Source organism: Methylocystis borbori (assembly GCF_036576025.1).
In the GTDB taxonomy this organism is placed as follows: domain Bacteria; phylum Pseudomonadota; class Alphaproteobacteria; order Rhizobiales; family Beijerinckiaceae; genus Methylocystis; species Methylocystis borbori.
Genome location: NZ_JAZHYN010000038.1, coordinates 11933 through 31250, shown reverse-complemented (window position 1 = coordinate 31250; position 19318 = coordinate 11933). Strand labels below are relative to the sequence as shown.

General features: G+C 63.7%; 21 protein-coding genes. 7 read left to right on the top strand and 14 right to left on the bottom strand.

Translation table 11 applies throughout. The features are described from left to right. Positions 1–303: 303 nt before the first annotated feature. The 4 genes from V3H18_RS12440 (at position 304) to V3H18_RS16675 (ending at position 2471) form a co-directional block, all read left to right on the top strand. Entirely contained in the window at positions 304–1203 is a 900-nt protein-coding gene (locus V3H18_RS12440; protein WP_332082390.1) for a YicC/YloC family endoribonuclease, read from the top strand. Between the two features lie 72 nt (positions 1204–1275). Continuing rightward, positions 1276–1917 (top strand): guanylate kinase, encoded by a 642-nt coding sequence (gene gmk / locus V3H18_RS12435; protein ID WP_332082389.1) that lies wholly within the window; start codon positions 1276–1278, stop codon positions 1915–1917. A gap of 48 nt (positions 1918–1965) precedes the next feature. Further along, complete coding sequence (locus tag V3H18_RS12430; protein WP_332082388.1) at positions 1966–2193, top strand: hypothetical protein; 228 nt, start codon at positions 1966–1968, stop codon at positions 2191–2193. Continuing rightward, the gene (locus V3H18_RS16675) at positions 2172–2471 is read left to right on the top strand and encodes a type II toxin-antitoxin system RelE/ParE family toxin (protein ID WP_408631782.1); all 300 of its coding nucleotides are present in this window, start codon (positions 2172–2174) and stop codon (positions 2469–2471) included. Before V3H18_RS12430 ends, V3H18_RS16675 begins: the two co-directional genes overlap by 22 nt. A gap of 34 nt (positions 2472–2505) precedes the next feature. Here V3H18_RS16675 and rsmA read toward each other — a convergent pair whose 3' ends face one another. Next, a complete protein-coding gene (rsmA, locus tag V3H18_RS12420; RefSeq protein ID WP_332082386.1) occupies positions 2506–3369 on the bottom strand; it encodes a 16S rRNA (adenine(1518)-N(6)/adenine(1519)-N(6))-dimethyltransferase RsmA in 864 nt (287 codons plus the stop codon). A 3-nt stretch (positions 3370–3372) separates the two neighbouring features. Beyond that, positions 3373–4374, bottom strand: coding sequence for a 4-hydroxythreonine-4-phosphate dehydrogenase PdxA (gene pdxA / locus V3H18_RS12415; RefSeq protein WP_332082385.1), 1002 nt, complete (start codon positions 4372–4374; stop codon positions 3373–3375). A gap of 76 nt (positions 4375–4450) precedes the next feature. Here pdxA and V3H18_RS12410 point away from each other — a divergent pair, with 76 nt between their 5' ends. After that, positions 4451–4618: a hypothetical protein gene (locus tag V3H18_RS12410; protein WP_332082384.1), complete on the top strand. Its 168-nt coding sequence runs from the start codon at positions 4451–4453 to the stop codon at positions 4616–4618. Positions 4619–4773: 155 nt separating this feature from the next. Here the strand turns inward: V3H18_RS12410 and V3H18_RS12405 are convergent, their stop codons facing one another. The 4 genes from V3H18_RS12405 to purL all read right to left on the bottom strand — a co-directional run bounded on the left by V3H18_RS12405 (position 4774) and on the right by purL (position 8114). Continuing rightward, positions 4774–5031, bottom strand: a complete 258-nt coding sequence (locus tag V3H18_RS12405) for a hypothetical protein (RefSeq protein ID WP_332082383.1) — start codon at positions 5029–5031, stop codon at positions 4774–4776. A 233-nt stretch (positions 5032–5264) separates the two neighbouring features. Beyond that, positions 5265–5594 (bottom strand): Grx4 family monothiol glutaredoxin, encoded by a 330-nt coding sequence (gene grxD, locus V3H18_RS12400; protein WP_332082382.1) that lies wholly within the window; start codon positions 5592–5594, stop codon positions 5265–5267. Positions 5595–5644: 50 nt separating this feature from the next. After that, positions 5645–5875, bottom strand: a complete 231-nt coding sequence (locus tag V3H18_RS12395; RefSeq protein WP_332082381.1) for a BolA/IbaG family iron-sulfur metabolism protein — start codon at positions 5873–5875, stop codon at positions 5645–5647. A 7-nt stretch (positions 5876–5882) separates the two neighbouring features. Next, on the bottom strand, positions 5883–8114 hold the full coding sequence (gene purL, locus V3H18_RS12390; RefSeq protein WP_332082380.1) for a phosphoribosylformylglycinamidine synthase subunit PurL: 2232 nt from the start codon (positions 8112–8114) through the stop codon (positions 5883–5885). A 366-nt stretch (positions 8115–8480) separates the two neighbouring features. On the opposite strand from purL, the gene V3H18_RS12385 reads away from it, so the two are divergent. Then, positions 8481–9389: an OmpW/AlkL family protein gene (locus V3H18_RS12385; protein ID WP_332082379.1), complete on the top strand. Its 909-nt coding sequence runs from the start codon at positions 8481–8483 to the stop codon at positions 9387–9389. 77 nt (positions 9390–9466) lie between these two features. Here the strand turns inward: V3H18_RS12385 and V3H18_RS12380 are convergent, their stop codons facing one another. The 8 genes from V3H18_RS12380 to hemE form a co-directional block, all read right to left on the bottom strand. Next, positions 9467–10342, bottom strand: coding sequence for a ParB/RepB/Spo0J family partition protein (locus tag V3H18_RS12380; protein WP_332082378.1), 876 nt, complete (start codon positions 10340–10342; stop codon positions 9467–9469). Positions 10343–10496: 154 nt separating this feature from the next. Beyond that, positions 10497–11315 carry a ParA family protein gene (locus V3H18_RS12375; RefSeq protein ID WP_332082377.1) on the bottom strand — a complete coding sequence of 273 codons (819 nt, stop codon included), beginning with the start codon at positions 11313–11315 and terminating at the stop codon, positions 10497–10499. Beyond that, positions 11312–11950, bottom strand: a complete 639-nt coding sequence (locus V3H18_RS12370; RefSeq protein WP_332082376.1) for a 16S rRNA (guanine(527)-N(7))-methyltransferase RsmG — start codon at positions 11948–11950, stop codon at positions 11312–11314. Before V3H18_RS12370 ends, V3H18_RS12375 begins: the two co-directional genes overlap by 4 nt. Continuing rightward, positions 11947–13788 (bottom strand): tRNA uridine-5-carboxymethylaminomethyl(34) synthesis enzyme MnmG, encoded by a 1842-nt coding sequence (mnmG, locus tag V3H18_RS12365; RefSeq protein WP_332082375.1) that lies wholly within the window; start codon positions 13786–13788, stop codon positions 11947–11949. Before mnmG ends, V3H18_RS12370 begins: the two co-directional genes overlap by 4 nt. A 28-nt stretch (positions 13789–13816) precedes the next feature. Beyond that, positions 13817–15112, bottom strand: coding sequence for a tRNA uridine-5-carboxymethylaminomethyl(34) synthesis GTPase MnmE (gene mnmE / locus V3H18_RS12360; protein ID WP_332082374.1), 1296 nt, complete (start codon positions 15110–15112; stop codon positions 13817–13819). 147 nt (positions 15113–15259) lie between these two features. Further along, on the bottom strand, positions 15260–16525 hold the full coding sequence (gene rho / locus V3H18_RS12355; protein ID WP_332082373.1) for a transcription termination factor Rho: 1266 nt from the start codon (positions 16523–16525) through the stop codon (positions 15260–15262). Between the two features lie 285 nt (positions 16526–16810). Next, entirely contained in the window at positions 16811–17230 is a 420-nt protein-coding gene (gene hemJ / locus V3H18_RS12350; protein ID WP_332082392.1) for a protoporphyrinogen oxidase HemJ, read from the bottom strand. Between the two features lie 2 nt (positions 17231–17232). Continuing rightward, on the bottom strand, positions 17233–18267 hold the full coding sequence (hemE, locus tag V3H18_RS12345) for a uroporphyrinogen decarboxylase (protein WP_332082372.1): 1035 nt from the start codon (positions 18265–18267) through the stop codon (positions 17233–17235). A 427-nt stretch (positions 18268–18694) separates the two neighbouring features. On the opposite strand from hemE, the gene V3H18_RS12340 reads away from it, so the two are divergent. After that, positions 18695–19315 carry a Maf family protein gene (locus V3H18_RS12340; RefSeq protein ID WP_332082371.1) on the top strand — a complete coding sequence of 207 codons (621 nt, stop codon included), beginning with the start codon at positions 18695–18697 and terminating at the stop codon, positions 19313–19315. Positions 19316–19318: the final 3 nt, after the last annotated feature.

Here is a 19318-nt window from a genome sequence, read left to right as displayed (position 1 = left end):
CCAACGGCGCTGGCGCCCGTCGGCGGCCGGCCCCTGCGCCCGCGCGCCTTCGACGCCTCCGAGGGCACGCCGCTCGATCCGCTGCGCGACAAGAGCTGGGATTTGACTTCCGCCAAGACCGTGCCCGCGGCGGCGCCCGCGTTGCGCTAATATTCGCCGCCATTCACACAGAGCGCGCTGCGAAAAAGTGGAGTCCGGTTTTTCGCGTAAAGCGCGCCGCCTTTTGAATCGATCGCCTTATCCGCATTTGGGCGGAACCGTCCAAATGCAGCGTGATCTAGCGCCCGGAGCCGATCTTTCCGCATGAGCGTCTTCAGCATGACGGGCTTCGCCCGCGCCCAGGGAAGCCTCGCCACCAATCTCGGCTCCTGGCGCTACGCCTGGGAGATCAAGAGCGTCAACGCCAAGGGGCTCGATCTGCGCTTGCGCGCGCCTCCGGATTTCGAGGCGGTGGAGATCAAGGCGCGCGAGAAAATCGCCGCGCGTCTCGCCCGCGGCGCGGTCTTCGTCAATCTCGCGGCGAAGCGCGAGGACGAGGGCCAGACCGCCCGGCTCAACCATAAGGCGCTCGCGGGACTGCTCGCCGCCCTCGCCGAGACGCCGCCGCCGGCGCATATCGGCCCGGCGACGCTCGACGGGCTCCTCGCCGTGCGCGGCGTCATCGAAATCGCCGAGCCGGAGCTTACGGAAGCGCAACGCGCGGAACTCGAAGCGCAGATTCTCGCGACGCTCGACGAAACGCTCGACGCGCTTCTTGCCTCGCGCAAGACGGAAGGCGCGGCGCTCGCCGCGGTGCTTTCACAAAGGCTCGAGCGCATCGGCGCGCTCTCGGCGCAAGCCGACGCCGCGCCGGCCCGCCAGCCCGAGGCCATTCGCGTCCGGCTCGCGCAGCAGCTCGCGCGGCTTCTCGAAAACGCCGAAACGCTCGATCCGGCGCGGCTGCATCAGGAAGCCGTGCTGCTCGCGGTCAAGGCCGACATTCGCGAGGAGCTCGACCGGCTCAAGGCCCATATCGAAAGCGCGCGGAAACTCATCGCCGCCGGCGGACCCATCGGGCGGCGTCTCGATTTCCTCGCGCAGGAACTGTCGCGCGAAACCAATACGCTTTGCGCCAAATCCAACGACGCGGCGCTGACGGCGATCGGCCTCGAATTGAAGGTCGAAGTCGAACAGTTCCGCGAGCAAGCGCAGAACATAGAGTGAGCGGCGAGTAGACAGACGCGCTCCTACTCACTACTCAGTACCCGCTATTTCGGCACTCGCTTTCAAGACATCATGCCTCCGACCCCCTCCAGCCGCCGCGGCATCGTTCTCATTCTTTCCTCGCCCTCTGGCGCGGGCAAGACGACGCTGACGCGCATGCTGCTGCAGGATCGCGATCTCGACCTCACGCTCTCAATTTCGGTGACGACGCGCACGCGCCGATCGAGCGAGGTCGACGGCATTCATTACAGCTTCATCTCTGAAAAGCGTTTCGTCGCGATGCGCGACGCCGGCGAACTTCTGGAATGGGCCGAGGTGCACGGCAATTTCTACGGCACGCCGCGCGCGCCGGTGGAAGAGATATTGGCGCAGGGCCGCGACAGCCTCTTTGACATAGACTATCAGGGCACGCGCCAGGTGCGCGAGAAGCTGGGCGCCGATACGGTGACCGTCTTCATCCTGCCGCCGTCGATGAAAGAACTGCGCGCGCGGCTGGAGCGGCGCGCCGAGGATCCGCGCGAAGCGATCGAAAAGCGGCTGGACAACGCCCGCAAGGAAATCGCGCGCTGGAAGGATTACGACTATGTGATCGTCAATGACGATCTGCAGCGCGCCTTCGACGATCTGATCGCGATCCTGCGCGCCGAGCGCCAGCGACGGCCAAGGCGCGAAAAGGAAATCGAGAAATTCGTCGCGCAATTGCTGAGCGAGTGAGGCGCGCCGTCGCTTCGCCGCCCGTCCTTTTCATGCTATGTTACGGGCATGATCAACGCTCTCCAGCGAATGCTGCCCGTGATCGAGAGCTGGCCGGCCGAAGACCAGGAGGCTCTGGCCGAGGCCGCGCGCGAGATCGAAGCGGCGCGCGCCGGCCATTACGCGATGGCGCCTGAAGAAGAAGCGGCGGTCTTGGAAGGATTGGCCGAGGCCGAGCGCGGCGACTTCGCCTCGGCTGAGGAAATGGCGACGCTGTGGAAGAAATTCACGGCGTAAAAATTCGCTATGCGCTACGCGCGCAGCGCGACCTTGCTTCAATATACGCCTATCTCGCCGAACGTTCTCCGCAAGCGAAGCGACTCGTCGCCGCAAGATTAGGTAACGCGATCCTTCTCATCGCCGACAATCCCGGCGTTGGCATGCGGACGCAACAGCGCGGAATATTCGTCAAATTCGTTCCCAAATCCGCATATAAGATTTTCTATCGCGCCCAAGGAGCGTCGATCGAAATCATCCATATTAGCCATTCCGCCCGGCGGCCTTGGCTTCCTTAAGGCTTCATTCGCGTAAAGACTCGCGGATGTGGCTTCATCGCGCAACGCGCGACAATTCCCGCGCGAGCGCCACAAAGCCCGCAACATCGATCTCTTCCGCGCGTTTCGTTTCTTCAATTCCCGTCGCCGCGAGGAGCGCGGCGGCGTCGATGCCAAGCGATTTCAAACTCTGCCGCAGCATCTTGCGCCGCTGCCCGAAAGCGGCCTGCGTCACGCGCGACAATGCGCGGGCGTCGCATGCGAGCGGCGCGGGATTTGGAACAAGCTCGACGACGGAAGAAGTCACTTTCGGCGGCGGCGTGAAAGCCGCGGGCGATACGTCGAACAGGGTGCGCGCTTTCGTGCGCCAGCCGCACAGCACCGCGAGGCGGCCATAGTCCGCGCGCTCTTTCGGCGTGGCGACGATGCGCTGCGCGACCTCTTTTTGAAACATCAGCACATAGCGGTCGAAGACCGAAGGCCAGGGTTCCGCCTCGATCCATTTCGTCAAAAGCGCGGTTGCGACATTATAGGGAAGATTGGCGCAGATGCGGGCGACCTTGGCGTTGTCAGCGACAGGCGCATGGGTCCGTGCAAGCGCTGCGACATCCATCTCGAGCGCATCGCCTTCGACGATGGTGAGGCGGCCGGGATAATGCGCGGCGAGTTCTTCAAGCGCCGGCAGGCAACGCGCATCGCGCTCGATCGCGACGACATACGCGCCTTGCGCCAGCAACGCGCGCGTCAACCCGCCGGGGCCGGGTCCGATTTCGACCACGGTCACATTGTCGAACGGGCCGGCGGCGCGCGCGATGCGCGCCGTGAGATTAAGATCGAAAAGGAAATTCTGGCCGAGCGATTTCTTCGCATCAAGTCCGTAGCGCGCGACGATTTCGCGCAAGGGCGGCAGCGCGTCCATCGCTTATGAGATTCGTCCCGCGAGCCGGATCGCCTCGATCAGACTCCTCGGATCGGCGACGCCGCGCCCGGCGATGTCGAAAGCCGTACCGTGATCGGGCGAGGTGCGCACGAAAGGCAGGCCGAGCGTGACATTGACGCCGCGCTCGAAGGCGAGCGTCTTGATCGGGATCAGCGCCTGATCATGCGTCGGACAGAGCGCGACATCATATGTCGCGCGCGCCGCAGCGTGAAACATCGTATCGGCGGGATGCGGACCGGAAGCCTCGACGCCGCGCGCGCGCAATGTCGCAATCGCCGGCGCGATAACGTCGATCTCCTCGCGCCCGAGCGCGCCATTCTCGCCGGCATGCGGATTGAGCCCGGCGAATGCGAGTCGCGGCTTCTCGATATGAAAGCGCGCGGCGAGATCGCGCGCGGCGATCTCGCCCGTCTCGACGATGAGGTCGCGCGTCAATCGCTTCGGCGCGTCGGAAAGCGGAATATGAATCGTGATCGGCACGACGGCGAGCTCTTCGGCCCAGATCATCATCACGGCGCGCCGCGCGCCGCCATAATGGCGATGCGCCAGCGTCGCCAGAAATTCAGTATGGCCGGGATGCGCGAAGCCTGCGTCGTAAAGCGCGGACTTCGAGATCGGATTGGTGACGAGCGCGCGCGCGTCGCCTTTAACGACGCATGCCACCGCGCGCTCGATGGCGCTTATCGTCGAAGCGGCGTCCGCCGGATCGGGGCGACCGGGAAAGCCGCGCACGTCATAGTCAAGCGAGACGATGGGCAGCGCATGCGCGAATGTCTTGCAGGCTTTATCTGGCGCCGTCGCTTCGATCTTGACGTCGAGTTGAAGCTCGCCCGCGACGCGGGCGATATGCGCGGGATCGGCAAGAAGAAAAAACGGGGGCAAGCCGTAATCGTCGCGCGCGAGATAGGCCTTAAGAAGGATTTCCGGCCCTATTCCCGAAGGATCGCCCTGCGTCACGACGAGCGGCGCGGCGGTCTTCGTCATCGGGCGCGCGGCCTTTCGTCAAACGCGACGGCGCGGCATGCGCGCAAGCTGAAAAGGAACGAGGCCATGACCGACAGTGGCGCAAGCGCCGCGCGAAATCAAACGGCGAGAAAAAGCGGCTCCGACGCTAGAGCGCTTCCCGATCACATGGAATCATGTGATCGATAAGGAATCGCTCAAAATCAAAATATTGGAGCAGGTTCTCGTCGAAAAAGCCTGTCAACTTTTTCGGAACCTGCTCTAGCGCCGGAGCCGCCGATTTTCACCGCGAATGAAGGCGACGCTCTAGATCACGCGGCATTTGGGCGATTACGCCCAAATGCAGATAACGTGATCGGTTCTAATAGCGTAGAGCGCGGTCTGCGCGAAAAACCGGTATCCACTTTTTCGCAGCGCGCTCTAGCGGGCGCCTTCGAGGATGATGAGGCCGCGCGGATCATGCGGCGTCATATAGGGATTAAAGACCTCGTTCGGACGCTGGCGCATGACGTCGACCGTCGGCGCGCTGAGCGCTTCGTCGCGCTGGTGCCGCCGGACCGAATCGCCCCACGCCTGATCGAAATCATAATGGCGATCGCGCGCGGAGGCCGGCGCGGCCAAGAGCGTCACGCCAAGCGCGGCGGCGAGAACCGTCGAGAATGCGAATTTCAACGACATCATGTCCTCCATCGTCGGCGCGGCGTTTGATCGATGCGTCGCTTCGCGCCATCGGCTATACGATGGTTCATATGTTTGTCATAAAAAGGTGGAAAATAGGAAAATTTTGCTTATGGGACCAATGAGGGAGCAAAAGATCGGTCCACGCGAGGACCGACAAACGCAAAACGCGCGGCTCAGATGGGCCGCGCGTCTTAAGAAAAACGTCTGTCTCGTTTAAGCTTGCTGCAAGCTTAGGCGTGCGGCACGCCCTCCTTGTCGAGAAGCGCGGCAAGTTCGCCGGTCTGGAAGAGTTCGCGCGTGATGTCGCAGCCGCCGATAAATTCGTTCTTCACATAGAGCTGCGGAATCGTCGGCCAGTTCGAATAGGCCTTGATCCCCTCGCGAATGCCGCCGTCGGCGAGGACATTGATCGCCTTATAGGGCACGCCGAGCTGATTGAGGATCTGCACCACTTGCATCGAGAAGCCGCATTGCGGCGCTTGCGGCGTGCCCTTCATGAAGAGCACGACATCGCTCGATTCGATTTCATTCTTGATGCGGGCGTTTACGTCATCCGACATTTGGATCGTCCTTTTACGCGGCGTTCAAGGCGCCGCCGGTGCATGTGTCGTTAGGGCGCGCGCGTCGTCAAGGCGAGCGCGTGAAGCTCGCCGCCGAGCCTGCCGCCGAAGGCGGCGTTGACCATCTGATGCTGCTTGACCCGCGAGAGGCCGCGAAAGGCTTCCGACACGACCGTCGCCGACCAGTGGTCATTGTCGTCGGCGAGCGCGGTGAGCTGCACGCTGGCGTCGGGAATGGCCTCTTTGATGAGGCGTTCGATCTCGGCGGCGGGCATCGGCATGTTTCGTTCAGTCCTTGCTGGAGAAGGCGCGGTCGTCGCCCGCCATATAAGCCGGCAGGGGCGTTTCATGCGCGTTGTGGAGCTCACCGAGCAATATTGGCGTCTCGCCCGGAAGAATCAACGCCTTTCCCTTGACGCGGCCGAGCAGGAAAACCGGAACGCCCGCCGTGGCGGCGTTGCCCCGAAGCGCTTCGGCCGCTTCCTCGCTCTCGACCGCGACGAGATAGCGGGCCTGATCCTCGCCAAAGAGAATAGCGTGGGCGGGCCCATGCGGCAGCGCGGCGATTTCCGCCCCAAGACCGCCCGCAAGCGCCATTTCGGCGAGCGCCACGGCGAGGCCCCCGTCGGAAAGATCATGCGCCGCCGTAACTCGGCCTGAGAGAATGAGATCGCGGACGAAGTCGCCATTGCGGCGCTCGGCCGCAAGATCGACCGGCGGCGGCGCGCCTTCGCTCTCCCCGCAAATATCGCGGAGATAGGCCGACTGGCCAAGCCAGCCGCGGCTTTCGCCGATGAGCAGGATGATATCGCCTTCGCGGGCGAAGCCTGTCCGCGCCGCCTTGGCGACATCTGCGATCACGCCCACCCCGCCGATGGCGGGGGTCGGCAGAATGCCGGCGCCCTGCGTCTCGTTGTAGAGGGAGACATTCCCCGACACGATGGGGAAATCGAGCGCGCGCGCCGCCTCCCCGATGCCCTGAAGGCAGCCGACGAACTGGCCCATGATCTCCGGCCGCTCGGGATTGCCGAAATTCAAATTGTCGGTCAGCGCCAGCGGCGTCGCGCCCCGCGCGGTGAGGTTGCGCCAGGCTTCCGCCACCGCCTGCTTGCCGCCTTCATAGGGATCGGCGGCGCAATAGCGCGCCGTCACGTCGGTCGTGAGCGCCAGTCCCTTCGGCCCGTCCTTGATCCTGATCACCGCCGCGTCGCCGCCCGGCGCCCGCACGCTATTGCCGAGGATGAGATGGTCATATTGCTCGAAGACCCAGCGCTTGGAGCAAAGATTGGCGGTCGCGAGCAGTTTCAAGAGCGCGTCGCGATTGGAGACCGGGGGCGCGATGGAGGCGGGATCGATCGGGGCGGGCTTCGGCGTCTCGGCAAAGGGCCGGTCATAGACGGGCGCCTCGTCGCCAAGCTCCTTGATGGGGAGATCGGCCTTCACCTCGCCCCGATGTTTCACGACGAAGCGCAGCGTGTCCGTCGTCTTGCCGACGATGGCGAAATCGAGCCCCCATTTCCTGAAAATCGCCTCCGCCTGGCCCTCAAGCTCGGGCTTCAGGACCATGAGCATGCGCTCCTGGCTCTCGGAGAGCATCATCTCATAGGCGGTCATGCCCTCTTCGCGGCACGGGACGGCGTCGAGGTCGAGTTCAACGCCGAGATTGCCCTTGGCGCCCATCTCGACGGCGGAAGACGTGAGCCCGGCCGCGCCCATGTCCTGAATGGCGATGACCGCGCCCGAGGCCATGAGTTCGAGACAGGCTTCGAGCAGCAGCTTTTCCGAGAAAGGATCGCCGACCTGGACGGTCGGGCGTTTCTCCTCCGCGTCCTCCTCGAAGGCGGCGGAGGCCATGGTCGCGCCATGGATGCCGTCGCGGCCCGTCTTGGAGCCGAGATAGACGATGGGGTTTCCGACGCCGGCGGCGGCCGAATAGAAGATCGAATCGGCGCGCGCGAGCCCCACCGCCATGGCGTTGACGAGGATATTGCCGTCGTAAGCCGCGTCGAACTCCGTCGAGCCGCCGACCGTCGGCACGCCGAAGCTGTTGCCGTAACCGCCGACCCCCGCGACGACGCCGGCGACGAGATGGCGGGTCTTCGGATGCGCGGGTCGCCCGAAGCGCAGCAGGTTGAGACAGGCGACCGGCCGGGCGCCCATGGTGAAAACGTCGCGCAATATGCCCCCCACCCCGGTCGCCGCGCCCTGATAGGGCTCGATGAAGGACGGGTGGTTATGGCTTTCCATCTTGAAGACGCAGGCGTCGCCGTCGCCGATGTCGATGACGCCGGCGTTTTCGCCGGGGCCGCGAATCACCCAGGGCGCGCTTGTGGGCAGCTTGCGGAGATGGATGCGCGAGGATTTGTAGGAACAGTGCTCGTTCCACATCGCCGAAAATATGCCGAGCTCGGTGAAGCTCGGCGCGCGCCCGATGAGTTTCAGGATGCGCTCATATTCCTCGGGCTTGAGGCCGTGGGCGAGAGCCAGCTCCGGCGTGACGGCGGGTTCGGTCGCGCTCAAAAAGTCCTCGCATAAGCGTCGATCGGGGCTATTCGCGCGACGCCTGTCAGAGCGCGGCGCCGCGGGACAAACCACGCGAATGGCGGCAAGGATTACTGCGCGGCGGCAAGGCAGGCAAGCCCGCGCGACCGGCGCGAGGAAGGTTCGCAATGGTAAAAAATGTGGCGTCGCAACATAGACGCGAGCCCGAATCTCACAGATATTGTAAGGGATTGTTGCTTGGGAGCCACAGCCGCGAAGAATGCGCTCCGCATAGCCCAATATTTGATCAACGCCCGTTGCATTACCAAAATTTTATAGCAACGTGACATGGACATCGGCGCTGGGCGTCGACCGTCGACCGAAGAATTTAATACGGGGGTTCCGATGAAGAATTTTGTTGGCGGCGCGCTCGCCGCTTTTGTGATCGGGGCCGTGAGCGTCTCCGCCCAGGCCGCCGATCTGCCAAGCATCAAGGCTCCGCCGCCGCCGCCAGTCGTCGATACTTATCAGCCTTTCCAGGTTCGCCTTAAAGTCGGCGGCGTCATTCCGCTCGACGGCGGCGCGACGATTTACGACGCTGGCGCTCTCAATCCCGTCGTTTTGGGCGCGGGCGGCCCGCTCTCCTTCGGCCTCGCGACGCTGCGCAGCGGCGGCCCGGGCACCGTCGTGCCGGGCGCGACCACCAGCATCTCCTGGTCGGTCATTCCGATGCTCGACGTCGCCTATTACCTGAACAAGAACTGGGCGATCGAAGCCATCTGCTGCGTCTCTCACCATCACATTCAGGGAACCGGCGTTCTGGCCGGCTCGAGCCTCGCCCGCACCTGGGTGTTCCCGCCGTCGCTGCTGCTGCAATATCACTTCACGAACTTCGGCGCCTTCCAGCCCTATCTCGGCGTCGGCGTGAATTTCACCGCCTTCTGGGGCACGCGCGCCGGCAACAACAGCTGGGGCCTCACCACCGTTCCGGGCTCCTTCGCGAGCAATGTCGGCATTCCGGGCGCGACGGCGAGCTTCTATTCGGCCTCGATCAGCCCGAGCTGGGGCGTCGTCGGCCAGGCGGGCGCGGACTATATGTTCAACGAACATTGGGGCGTGAACGTCGATGTGAAATACATCATGATGGAGCCGAACGCCCACGCCTATATCATCGCCAATTCGAACTTCGGCGCGATCAATCCGATCTTCATTCCGGTGAAGGCCGCCGTGAAGATCGATCCGCTCGTCGTCTCCGCCGGCCTCACCTATCGCTTCGGCGGCGGCATGCTGGCGCCGGTGCTCGCGAATTACTAAAACCCCGAGAGCTTGCTGCAATAACGAACCGGCCTCTTTTCGAGGCCGGTTTTTTTGCGCCTTCAATCGAAGAGAAATTATCCGTTCAACATGCGGCAGAGCGAATCGAGCTGCTCGAGCGATTCATAGCGAATGCGCAATTCGCCCTTACCGCCTTCGTGACGCAGATCGACGCGCATGCCGAGCGCGTCGGCGAGCGTCTTTTCGATCGCCTGCGTATCGGCGTCCTTCGCCTTGCGCGGCCGGGGGCCATGGCTCAGTGGCTTATGCGCCTTCTCCTGCGCCAGCCGCTCGACGTCGCGCACCGTCAGGCCCTCATCGACGATCCGCCGCGCAATAGCGGCGATCGCGGCGGGCTCGGCGACGGCGAGCAGCGCGCGCGCGTGGCCCGCCGAAATCGCGCCCTCGCTGAGGAGTTTGCGGGTCTCTTCGGGCAGGTTCAAAAGCCGAATCATATTGGCGACATGCGAACGGCTCTTGCCGATGATCTTGGCGATGTCGCCATGCGCATATCCGAATTCGGCGCCGAGCCGCTCATAGCCCTTCGCCTCTTCGATCGGATTGAGATCGGCGCGCTGGACATTCTCGATAATGGCGAGCTCAAGCGCCTCCTTGTCGTCGGCCTCGTGGATGACGATCGGCACTTCGGCGAGGCTCGCGAGCTGCGCCGCCCGCCAGCGGCGCTCGCCGGCGATGATCTCATAGGCGTCGGCGACGCCAACGAGGGCGCGCACGACGATCGGCTGGATCACGCCCTTTTCACGGATGGAAGCGGCGAGTTCGGCGAGATCCTCCTCGCGAAAGGCCATGCGCGGATTGCGCGGATTGGGACGCAGGAATTCGATCGGCGCCTTGCGCTGGCCGCGGGGGCGCTCGGCCGGCGCATCTTCGGCCGCGTCGCCGAGAAGCGCCGCGAGGCCCCGGCCGAGCCGGCGACGCGGTTCCTCCGCCATGAATCGTGTTCCTTTCTCTTTGTCAGAGTCGCCAATCTAATTTGACACGATCGCCCTCGCCGCGAGGAGCGCCCTATAGGCGCGTCTCCAACGGCGAAACGCCTCGCACTTACTTCTCAAGCATCCTCCTCGAGACGCGATCCTCGCTCCGCCCTTAGGCCGCGCGCAGCCGTTTCTCGCGCTGGATCACTTCAGAGGCGAGCTTGAGATAAGCCTGGCTTCCCGAACATTTGAGGTCGTAGAGCAGCACCGGCTTGCCATGCGAGGGCGCCTCTGACACCCGGACGTTTCGCGGAATCATCGTGTCATAGACTTTTTCGCCCATGAAACGGCGCACGTCGGCGGCGACCTGGGCCGCGAGATTATTTCGCGGATCATACATGGTCAGAACGACGCCATGGATCGACAACTTCTGGTTGAGCGTCTGCTTGACCTGATCGACAGTCGACAGGAGCTGGGAGAGGCCTTCGAGCGCGAAAAATTCGCATTGGAGCGGGACGACGACGGCGTCGCTGCTCGCTAAAGCATTTATTGTCAATAGGTTGAGCGACGGCGGGCAGTCGATCAGAATATAGGAATAGCGCCGCTCGCCCTCATGCTGTTCCGAGGCGGCGAGTTCGGCGAAAGCGCGTTTCAACCTGAAGGCGCGGTCCTTGTCATTGGCGATCTCCAATTCCACGCCGAGGAGATCGAGCGTCGAAGGGGCGATGGAGAGGCGGGGCACGGCGGTGGCGACGATGGCGTCGGCGAGGCTCGATTCGCCGATCAGCACGTCATAGGTGGAAACCTCTCGGCTTTTCCGGTCGACGCCGAGCCCGGTCGAGGCGTTGCCCTGAGGGTCGAGGTCGATGACCAGGACGTCTTCGCCGACAGCGGCGAGCGCGGTGCCGAGATTGATCGCCGTCGTGGTCTTGCCGACGCCGCCTTTTTGATTGGCCAGCACGAAAATGCGCGGCGGCGGGCGACTGATCACAATGGGGGAGCCTTATGTCGGACGACGACGATTCGCGCGCCCTTGCGGGTGCCGCTTTCCGCCGACTCACATATAAAATTACCGGCGCGTTCGACGGCGGTCAATTCATCTTCCCAGTCTTCCCCTTTTAAAAACACGCCAAGGGCGCCTTCCGCGAGCGGGGCCTCGGCGAGGCGCAGCAGATTCTCTAGCGGGGCAAGGGCGCGGGCGCTGACGCCTTCGATCTTATCAGCGAGGCGCGGAAGGACGATTTCGGCGCGCTCGGCGTGAATGGAAGTCGGCGCTTCTGTTTCACGTGAAACAGCGCGCAGAAAGGCGGCCTTGCGTTGATCGCTCTCGATGAGATGAACATGCGCGCCAGACTCGCGCTTCAATAGCAGCGCGGTGACGAGGCCGGGAAAGCCGGCGCCGGACCCCATATCGGCCCAGCGCCTGATCTCGGGGGCGGCGGCGTGAACCTGGGCGGAATCGGCGAAATGCCGAATCCAGATGTCTTCGAGCGTCGCCGCAGCGACGAGATTGATCGTCTTTTGCCACCGGCGAAGCAGCCCTTCATAGGCTTCCAGCTCTGGCTCGATTTCGTGCAGAGCGGGAAAAAGCGCTATGGCTTTCCGTCGCGACGCCTCGCCGCTCACGCGCGGCGGGCCCGCGCCGCAAGCAACGTGAGCGCCGATGGCGTCATGCCGTCAATGCGCTGCGCCTGGCCGATGGTGCGCGGGCGCAGAAAGGCGAGCTTGCCTCTGAGTTCGGCCGACAGGCCGGCGATGGCCGCATAATCGAGGCCTTCCGGCAGCGCCAGGGCCTCGTCGCGTCGATATGCGTCAATATCGGCCTGCTGGCGATCGAGATAGACGGCGTAGCGCGCCTCGGTTTCCACCCGCTCCGCGGTCGCCGCGTCGATCTCCTGAAGCTCCGGCCAGATGGCGGCGAGACGGGCCGTCGAAATTCCCGGAAAGGCGAGCAGCGCATAGGCGCTGCGCCGCAGCCCGTCCTGATTGACGGGAAGGCCGTGGCGCAATGCCGCCGCCGAGGTGAGGTCGCGCGCCTGCAGAAGCGCCCGCGCGGTCTCCAGAAGCTCGGCGCGATCTCGATAATGCGCCGCGCGCGCCGCGCCCACGCAGCCGATGTCGATCCCGCGCGGCGTCAAGCGCTCGTCGGCGTTGTCGGCGCGCAGCGACAGCCGATATTCCGCGCGCGACGTAAACATCCGATAGGGCTCGCTCACGCCCCTCGTGACGAGATCGTCGATCATCACGCCGAGATAGGCCTCGGCGCGGTCGAAGATCACAGGCATCCCACCCGCCGCATGGCGCGCGGCGTTCAACCCGGCGACGATTCCCTGCGCCGCCGCCTCCTCATAGCCGGTCGTGCCATTGATCTGGCCGGCGAAAAAAAGCCCGCCGATGCGTTTCGTCTCTAAAGACGCCGTCAGTTCGCGTGGATCGACGTAATCATATTCGATGGCGTAGCCCGGCCGCATAATGCGCGCTTCTTCCAGCCCAGGAATGGCGTTGATAAAGGCCTGTTGGGTCGCGCGCGGCAGCGAGGTCGAGACGCCATTGGGATAGACCGTATCGTCGTCGAGGCCCTCGGGCTCCAGGAAAATCTGATGGGCGTCGCGGTCGGAAAAGCGCGTCACCTTATCCTCGATCGAGGGGCAATAGCGCGGGCCGGGGCCGGAAATGGCGCCGGTGCGCAAGGGCGATCGGTGCAAATCGTCGCGAATGATCCTGTGCGCCTCTTGCGTCGTGCGGGTGATGGCGCAGGCGATCTGGCGGTTCTCGATCCTCGTCGTGAGATAGGAGAAGGGCTCGGGCTCCGGGTCGCCCCATTGCGCTTCCAGCGCCTCCCAGCGGATGGTGCGGCCGTCGAGGCGCGGCGGCGTGCCGGTCTTGAGGCGCGCAACGGCGAAGCCTTCCGCGCGCAGGCGCGCCGAGAGGGCGAGAGAGGGCTTGTCTCCCATGCGACCCGCTGGCGTGCGCTCCTCGCCAATATGGATCATGCCGCCGAGGAAGGTGCCGGTCGCGATAACGATTGCGCCGGCGCGAAGCTCCCCTTCCCGCGTCGAAACGCCCACGGCGCTTCGCGCTTCGACGAGAAGGTCTTCGACTTCCTCCTCATGAATGGCGAGATTTGGCGTTTCCGCGAGCGCCGCCTGCATGGCGGCGCGATAGAGCTTGCGGTCGGCCTGGGCGCGCGGCCCGCGCACCGCCGGACCCTTGGAGCGATTGAGGAGACGGAACTGGATGCCGGCGGCGTCGGCGACGCGGCCCATCAGCCCGTCGAGCGCGTCGATCTCCCGCACGAGCTGGCCCTTGCCGAGCCCGCCGATCGCCGGATTGCAGGACATTTCGCCGAGGCGGGCGCGATTTTGGGTGACGAGCGCCGTGCGGGCGCCCAGGCGCGCGGCGGCCGCCGCCGCCTCGCAGCCGGCATGTCCGCCGCCGATGACGATCACATCGAATATTTTCATGCGCCCATCTGTTTCACGTGAAACATATTCATTTGCCGATGCAAAAACGAGAGAAAACCGCGTCCAATATTTCCTCGACATCGACCGCGCCGACGACGCGCCCGAGCGCTCGGGCGGCGCGGCGCAAATCCTCGGCGGCGAATTCCATGTCCTTGTCCGGCTCGACCGCGCCAACGACGCCGGACAGCGCCGCCGTGAGCGCTTTGCGATGCCTCTCGCGCAGGATCAGCGCGCCGCCGCCGTCGCCAAGCCGCGCTTGGGCCCTCTCGACGATGGCGTCGACAAGCGCCGGCAGGCCCTCGCCGCCCAAACCACAAACCCCGATCCAGCCATGGGGCGCAGGACGCAAATCAATCTTCGTCGCAATGCAGAGAATTTCCTTTTCGCCCGGCGGCGGCTCTTCCCCCTCGGCCGATAGCCAGAGCGCGAGATCGGCGGTCTCGATGCGCGCGAGCGTGCGGTCGACGCCGATCCGCTCGATCTCCTCCGCCGCTTCCCGCAGGCCGGCCGTATCGACGAGCGTCACCGGCAGGCCGCCCATATCGAGATGCGCCTCGATCATGTCGCGGGTCGTGCCGGGGATGGGCGAGACGATCGCGAGGTCGCGGCTCGCCAGCGCATTCAGCAAGGTCGATTTGCCGGCGTTGGGCCGGCCGAGGATCATCACCGCAAAGCCGTCGCGCATGCGCTCCGAGGCCGGCGCCGCGCGCAGCGCCGCTGCGATTTCCTCCGCGACGGGCGCGAGCAGAGCGGCAAGCTTTTCTCGGGGCAGCAGCCCGACATCGCCCTCGTCGCTGAAATCGAGCTGCGTCTCGATCAGCGCCAGCGCCTCGATCAGCGCGGCGCGCCAACCCTCGACCTTGCGCCGCAAGGCGCCGCCGGCGACGCGCAGCGCCTGTCGCCGCTGCGCCTGCGTCTGCGCGTCGATGAGGTCAGCGAGCGCCTCGGCTTGCGAGAGATCGAGCTTGCCATTGGCGAAGCCGCGCCGGGCGAATTCTCCGGGCTCCGCCGCGCGCAAGCCGGGCCGGCCGGAAAGGGCCAAAAGCGTCGCTTCGACGCTCGCCCTGCCGCCATGGATATGCAATTCGCCATAATCCTCGCCGGTGACGGAATGCGGGGCGGGAAAGAAGAGCGCGAGGCCTTGATCAAGCGCCTCGCCGGTATCGGGATCGCGAAGGAATGCGAAAGTGGCGCGGCGGGGCTCAAGCGCCCTCCCCGTCATTGCTTCGAGCGTCGCCTTCACATCCGGCCCCGACAGCCGCACGACAGCAATGGCCGCGCGGCCGGCGCCCGTCCCCAGCGCGAAAATCGTATCGCCGCCCATATTGAGCCGTCCGCGAGCCGCATGAAATAACGCGGTTTTCTCTACAGGCTTTCCTGCAGGCGAGGCAATAAAACAGCGCTCAGCCGCAACCTATGCTTCGAAATGCTGCATTGCACAATAAGAGGAAATGCTTCGCAGCATTTCTGCCTATGTATTCATCGAATCGAAGAAACCCTGATTATGCTTCGTCTCGCGCAGCTTGCCGAGCAGGAATTCGATCGCGTCCACCGTGCCCATCGGATTGAGGATGCGGCGCAGGACATACATCTTCTTGAGAATGTCCGGCGCGACCAGCAGATCTTCCTTGCGGGTGCCCGAACGGGTGATGTCGAGCGCGGGGAAGACGCGCTTGTCCGCCACCTTGCGGTCGAGAATGATCTCGCTGTTGCCGGTGCCTTTGAACTCTTCAAAGATCACTTCGTCCATGCGCGAGCCGGTGTCGATGAGCGCCGTCGCGATGATGGTGAGCGAACCGCCCTCCTCGATATTGCGCGCGGCGCCGAAGAAGCGCTTCGGCCGTTGCAGCGCATTGGCGTCGACGCCGCCCGTCAGCACCTTGCCGGACGACGGCACGACGGTGTTGTAGGCGCGCCCCAGGCGCGTGATCGAGTCGAGCAGGATCACTACGTCGCGGCGATGTTCGACGAGGCGTTTCGCCTTCTCGATCACCATTTCCGCGACCTGAACATGGCGCACCGCCGGCTCGTCGAAGGTCGAGGAGACAACCTCCCCCTTCACCGAGCGCTGCATGTCGGTGACTTCTTCTGGACGCTCGTCGATCAAGAGAACGATCAGATAGCATTCGGGATGGTTGGTCGTGATCGACTGCGCGATATTCTGCAGGAGCACGGTCTTGCCGGTGCGCGGCGGCGCGACGACCAGCGCGCGCTGACCCTTGCCGATCGGCGCGACGAGATCGATGACTCGCGACGAGAGATCCTTCTTCGTGGGATCGTCGATTTCGAGCTTCAAGCGCTCGTCGGGATAGAGGGGCGTGAGATTGTCGAAGGGAACCTTATGGCGCACCTTCTCGGGGTCTTCGAAATTGATCGTATTGACCTTGAGAAGCGCGAAATAGCGTTCGCCTTCCTTCGGGCTTCGGATCATGCCCTCGACCGTGTCGCCGGTGCGCAGGCCGAATTTGCGGATTTGCGAGGGCGAGACATAGATGTCGTCGGGCCCGGCGAGATAATTCGCGTCGGGCGAGCGCAAGAAGCCGAAACCATCCTGCAGCACTTCGACGACGCCTTCGCCGACGATTTCAACGTCGCGGCTGGCGAATTGCTTCAGGATCGCGAAGAGCAGCTCCTGCTTGCGCAGGAGCGACGCGTTTTCGACTTCATGCTCTTCGGCGAAGGCAAGGAGTTCGGCGGCGGACTTGGCTTTCAAGTCCGAGAGTTTGATTTCCCGCATAAAGGAGGAGCCTTGGGTATTGTCGCTTAAGGTTGAGAGGGCTGGAGCGGCGGCGGAGCGGGAAAGGGCTTCCCGGAGCGCCGGCGAAATTCCGGCGGGCCGCTTTAAAGAGAGACGAGCCTCGAAGGGATAGGATTCACTTAGACAATTTCCAATCGAGAATCAAGAGTTGCGTGGCGCCGGCTTTTAGCGGCGCGAAAACGGCCGGTCTCAAGGGAAAAGCGAAGTAAAATCCAAGAAGAGACAAGCTCGCCGCCCCTGACCGGACGGGCGGCGGGCCTCTCCTCAAAAAGGCTTCACGATCACGAGAATGACGATCCCGATCATCAGAAGCGTCGGAATTTCGTTGAGGATGCGATAATAGCGCGGCGAATGAAGATTGGCGTCCTGCGCGAAACGGCGCAGGAGCGCGCCGTCATGAAGATGCGCGGCGGTCAGCAAAATGACGCATGTCGCCTTGGCGTGAAACCATCCCGACGTCAAAGCCGCGCCTTCAAGCGCGAGATAGAGGCCTGTGATCCAGGCGAGCGCCATCGCCGGCGTCATGATGTAGCGATAGAGCCGCCGCTCCATGATCTTGAAGGTCTCGGCCTGCGGGCCTTTGCCGCTTTCCGCGTGATAGACGAAGAGCCGCGGCAGATAGAGAAGCCCCGCCATCCAGGAGATGACGGCGATCACATGCAGCGCCTTGATCCAAAGATACATGGTCAAGCTCTCTCTCGCCGCACGCGCGCGACGAGACGCTCGACATGTTCGATCGGCGTCTGCGGGAGAATGCCGTGGCCCAGATTGAAAATATGCGGTCGCCCTTTGAAAGCGTCGACAATGAAATCGATTTCGCGATTGAGCGCCGGTCCGCCGGCGACAAGCGCCAGCGGATCGAGATTGCCTTGCAGCGCGACGTTCGGCGCCGTTTCCGCGACGGCCCAAGTCGGATCGAGCGCGGTGTCGAGCCCATAGCCATCTGCGCCGAGCGTTTGGGCGAGTCGTGGCAATCGCGCATCGGCGCCGCGCACGAAAGCGATAACCGTCGCTTGCGGATGGCGCGCCTTCACGCCCGCGACGATCCGCCTTATCGGCTCCGCCGACCAGCGATGGAATTCCTGCGCCGGCAGCACCCCCGCCCAACTGTCGAAAACCTGCACGACCTCGACGCCCGCGTCGAGCTGTCCGGCGAGATAGTCGATCGAGGCCTCGACAAGCCGGTCGATCAATTTCGCGAAGCTTTCGGGATGGTGAAAGGCGAAAAGCCGCGCCGGCGCCTGATCCGGCGTGCCGCAGCCCGCGATCATATAGCTCGCCACCGTCCAGGGCGCGCCGCAAAAACCGATGAAAGCGACGCCGGATGGCAACGCCCCTTTCACACGGTCGATCGTCTCGAAGACCGGCGAAAGCTTCTCGATGCTGAACGCGCCGAGACGTTCGATCTCATCCGGCGTTTCGATCGGTTTCAGCCGCGGTCCCGCGCCGCTCTCGAAAGAGACTTCCTGTCCCATCGCGTCGGGCACGACGAGAATGTCGGAAAAGAGGATGGCCGCGTCGAAGGCAAAACGTCGGATCGGCTGCAAGGTCGCTTCCGCCGCCTTTGGTGGCGAATAGCAAAAATCGAGAAAGTTTTTCGCGGTGGCGCGAAGGTCGCGATATTCGGGAAGATAGCGCCCTGCCTGGCGCATCAGCCAGATCGGCGGAACGTCCTGCGCCTTTCCGCGCAGAACCGAAATCAACGCCTTCTCCTCCGCCATGTCCCCTTCCGCATCCTTCTCCATCCACGGTCAAACGAGGTAGCGCGAAACGTCCTAAAGATAAAATTGATTCTAAAAGGATTGATTCAGTATTTATTAACCCTTGCGACGCATTGGTTAATTTCCATTAACTTTTCGCCCACAGGGAGACGGCCTGAGCGCCTCGCAGGCGAAAGTTGCGGGATAAATCGAAAGCCCATTAAAAATCATCTCTATATGTCGCGTTTCCGCGGCCTTCGATTGTGGACTGCCTGTGAATCCTCGCTGCTTTCCATTATTGGTCTGCTCGGATCGACAGGGCGTCGCCTGTTGATCGTTCAAGCCGGATATGCCCGATGACAGAAAAGCGCGGCGAACCGAAGAGCATTTGTCCCCGTTCTTCCGCTCTCGCCGTTTCGGTGTGGACCCCGGGTCCTATAAGTCCGCCATGACGAAAGGTCCCTCTTCGCCTTTCTGGCGCGAGTCCGCGCCGCTCGTTCTCGCGTCGAAAAGCGCTGGGCGTCGCGCGGCGCTGAGCCAGGCCGCAATCCCATTCGAATCGATTCCGGCGGAAATCGACGAACGCGGGATCGAAGCGGGGCTTAAAGGAGCGGGCGCCGACGCCATCGCTTCGACTCTCGCCGCGGCGAAGGCTCGCGTCATCGCCGCGCCGGGGCGGCTCGTGCTCGGCGCCGATCAGGTCGCGAGCTGTGAGGGGCGCATTTTCGGCAAGCCCGTCGATAGAAGGGAAGCGGCGGAGCTGTTGCGCTTTCTGTCAGGCAAGCGGCATCGGCTGCATTCGGCGATCGCGCTGATGCGCGACGGCGTCATGCTATTCGAGACAGTCGCCCCTGCCGATCTCACCATGCGACATTTGAGCGAAACATTCATCTCGGCCTATCTCGAGGAGATGGGCGATTTGGCGCTCGCTTCCGCCGGCGTCTATCAGATCGAAGGCCTTGGCGCGCAGCTCTTTTCAAAGGTCGAAGGCGACCATTGGACGATCATGGGCCTGCCGCTTATCCCGCTCTTCGAGGCGCTGCGCCGCGAGGGAGCGCTGCTCGCATGAGCG

Coding starts and splice junctions, on each gene's coding strand:
- V3H18_RS12440 (WP_332082390.1), top strand. CDS start 304: ATGAGCGTCTTCAGCATGACGGGCTTCGCCCGCGCCCAGGGAAGCCTC.
- gmk (WP_332082389.1), top strand. CDS start 1,276: ATGCCTCCGACCCCCTCCAGCCGCCGCGGCATCGTTCTCATTCTTTCC.
- V3H18_RS12430 (WP_332082388.1), top strand. CDS start 1,966: ATGATCAACGCTCTCCAGCGAATGCTGCCCGTGATCGAGAGCTGGCCG.
- rsmA (WP_332082386.1), bottom strand. CDS start 3,369: ATGGACGCGCTGCCGCCCTTGCGCGAAATCGTCGCGCGCTACGGACTT.
- pdxA (WP_332082385.1), bottom strand. CDS start 4,374: ATGACGAAGACCGCCGCGCCGCTCGTCGTGACGCAGGGCGATCCTTCG.
- V3H18_RS12405 (WP_332082383.1), bottom strand. CDS start 5,031: ATGTCGTTGAAATTCGCATTCTCGACGGTTCTCGCCGCCGCGCTTGGC.
- grxD (WP_332082382.1), bottom strand. CDS start 5,594: ATGTCGGATGACGTAAACGCCCGCATCAAGAATGAAATCGAATCGAGC.
- V3H18_RS12395 (WP_332082381.1), bottom strand. CDS start 5,875: ATGCCGATGCCCGCCGCCGAGATCGAACGCCTCATCAAAGAGGCCATT.
- V3H18_RS12385 (WP_332082379.1), top strand. CDS start 8,481: ATGAAGAATTTTGTTGGCGGCGCGCTCGCCGCTTTTGTGATCGGGGCC.
- V3H18_RS12380 (WP_332082378.1), bottom strand. CDS start 10,342: ATGGCGGAGGAACCGCGTCGCCGGCTCGGCCGGGGCCTCGCGGCGCTT.
- mnmG (WP_332082375.1), bottom strand. CDS start 13,788: ATGAAAATATTCGATGTGATCGTCATCGGCGGCGGACATGCCGGCTGC.
- mnmE (WP_332082374.1), bottom strand. CDS start 15,112: ATGGGCGGCGATACGATTTTCGCGCTGGGGACGGGCGCCGGCCGCGCG.
- rho (WP_332082373.1), bottom strand. CDS start 16,525: ATGCGGGAAATCAAACTCTCGGACTTGAAAGCCAAGTCCGCCGCCGAA.
- hemJ (WP_332082392.1), bottom strand. CDS start 17,230: ATGTATCTTTGGATCAAGGCGCTGCATGTGATCGCCGTCATCTCCTGG.
- hemE (WP_332082372.1), bottom strand. CDS start 18,267: ATGGCGGAGGAGAAGGCGTTGATTTCGGTTCTGCGCGGAAAGGCGCAG.
- V3H18_RS12340 (WP_332082371.1), top strand. CDS start 18,695: ATGACGAAAGGTCCCTCTTCGCCTTTCTGGCGCGAGTCCGCGCCGCTC.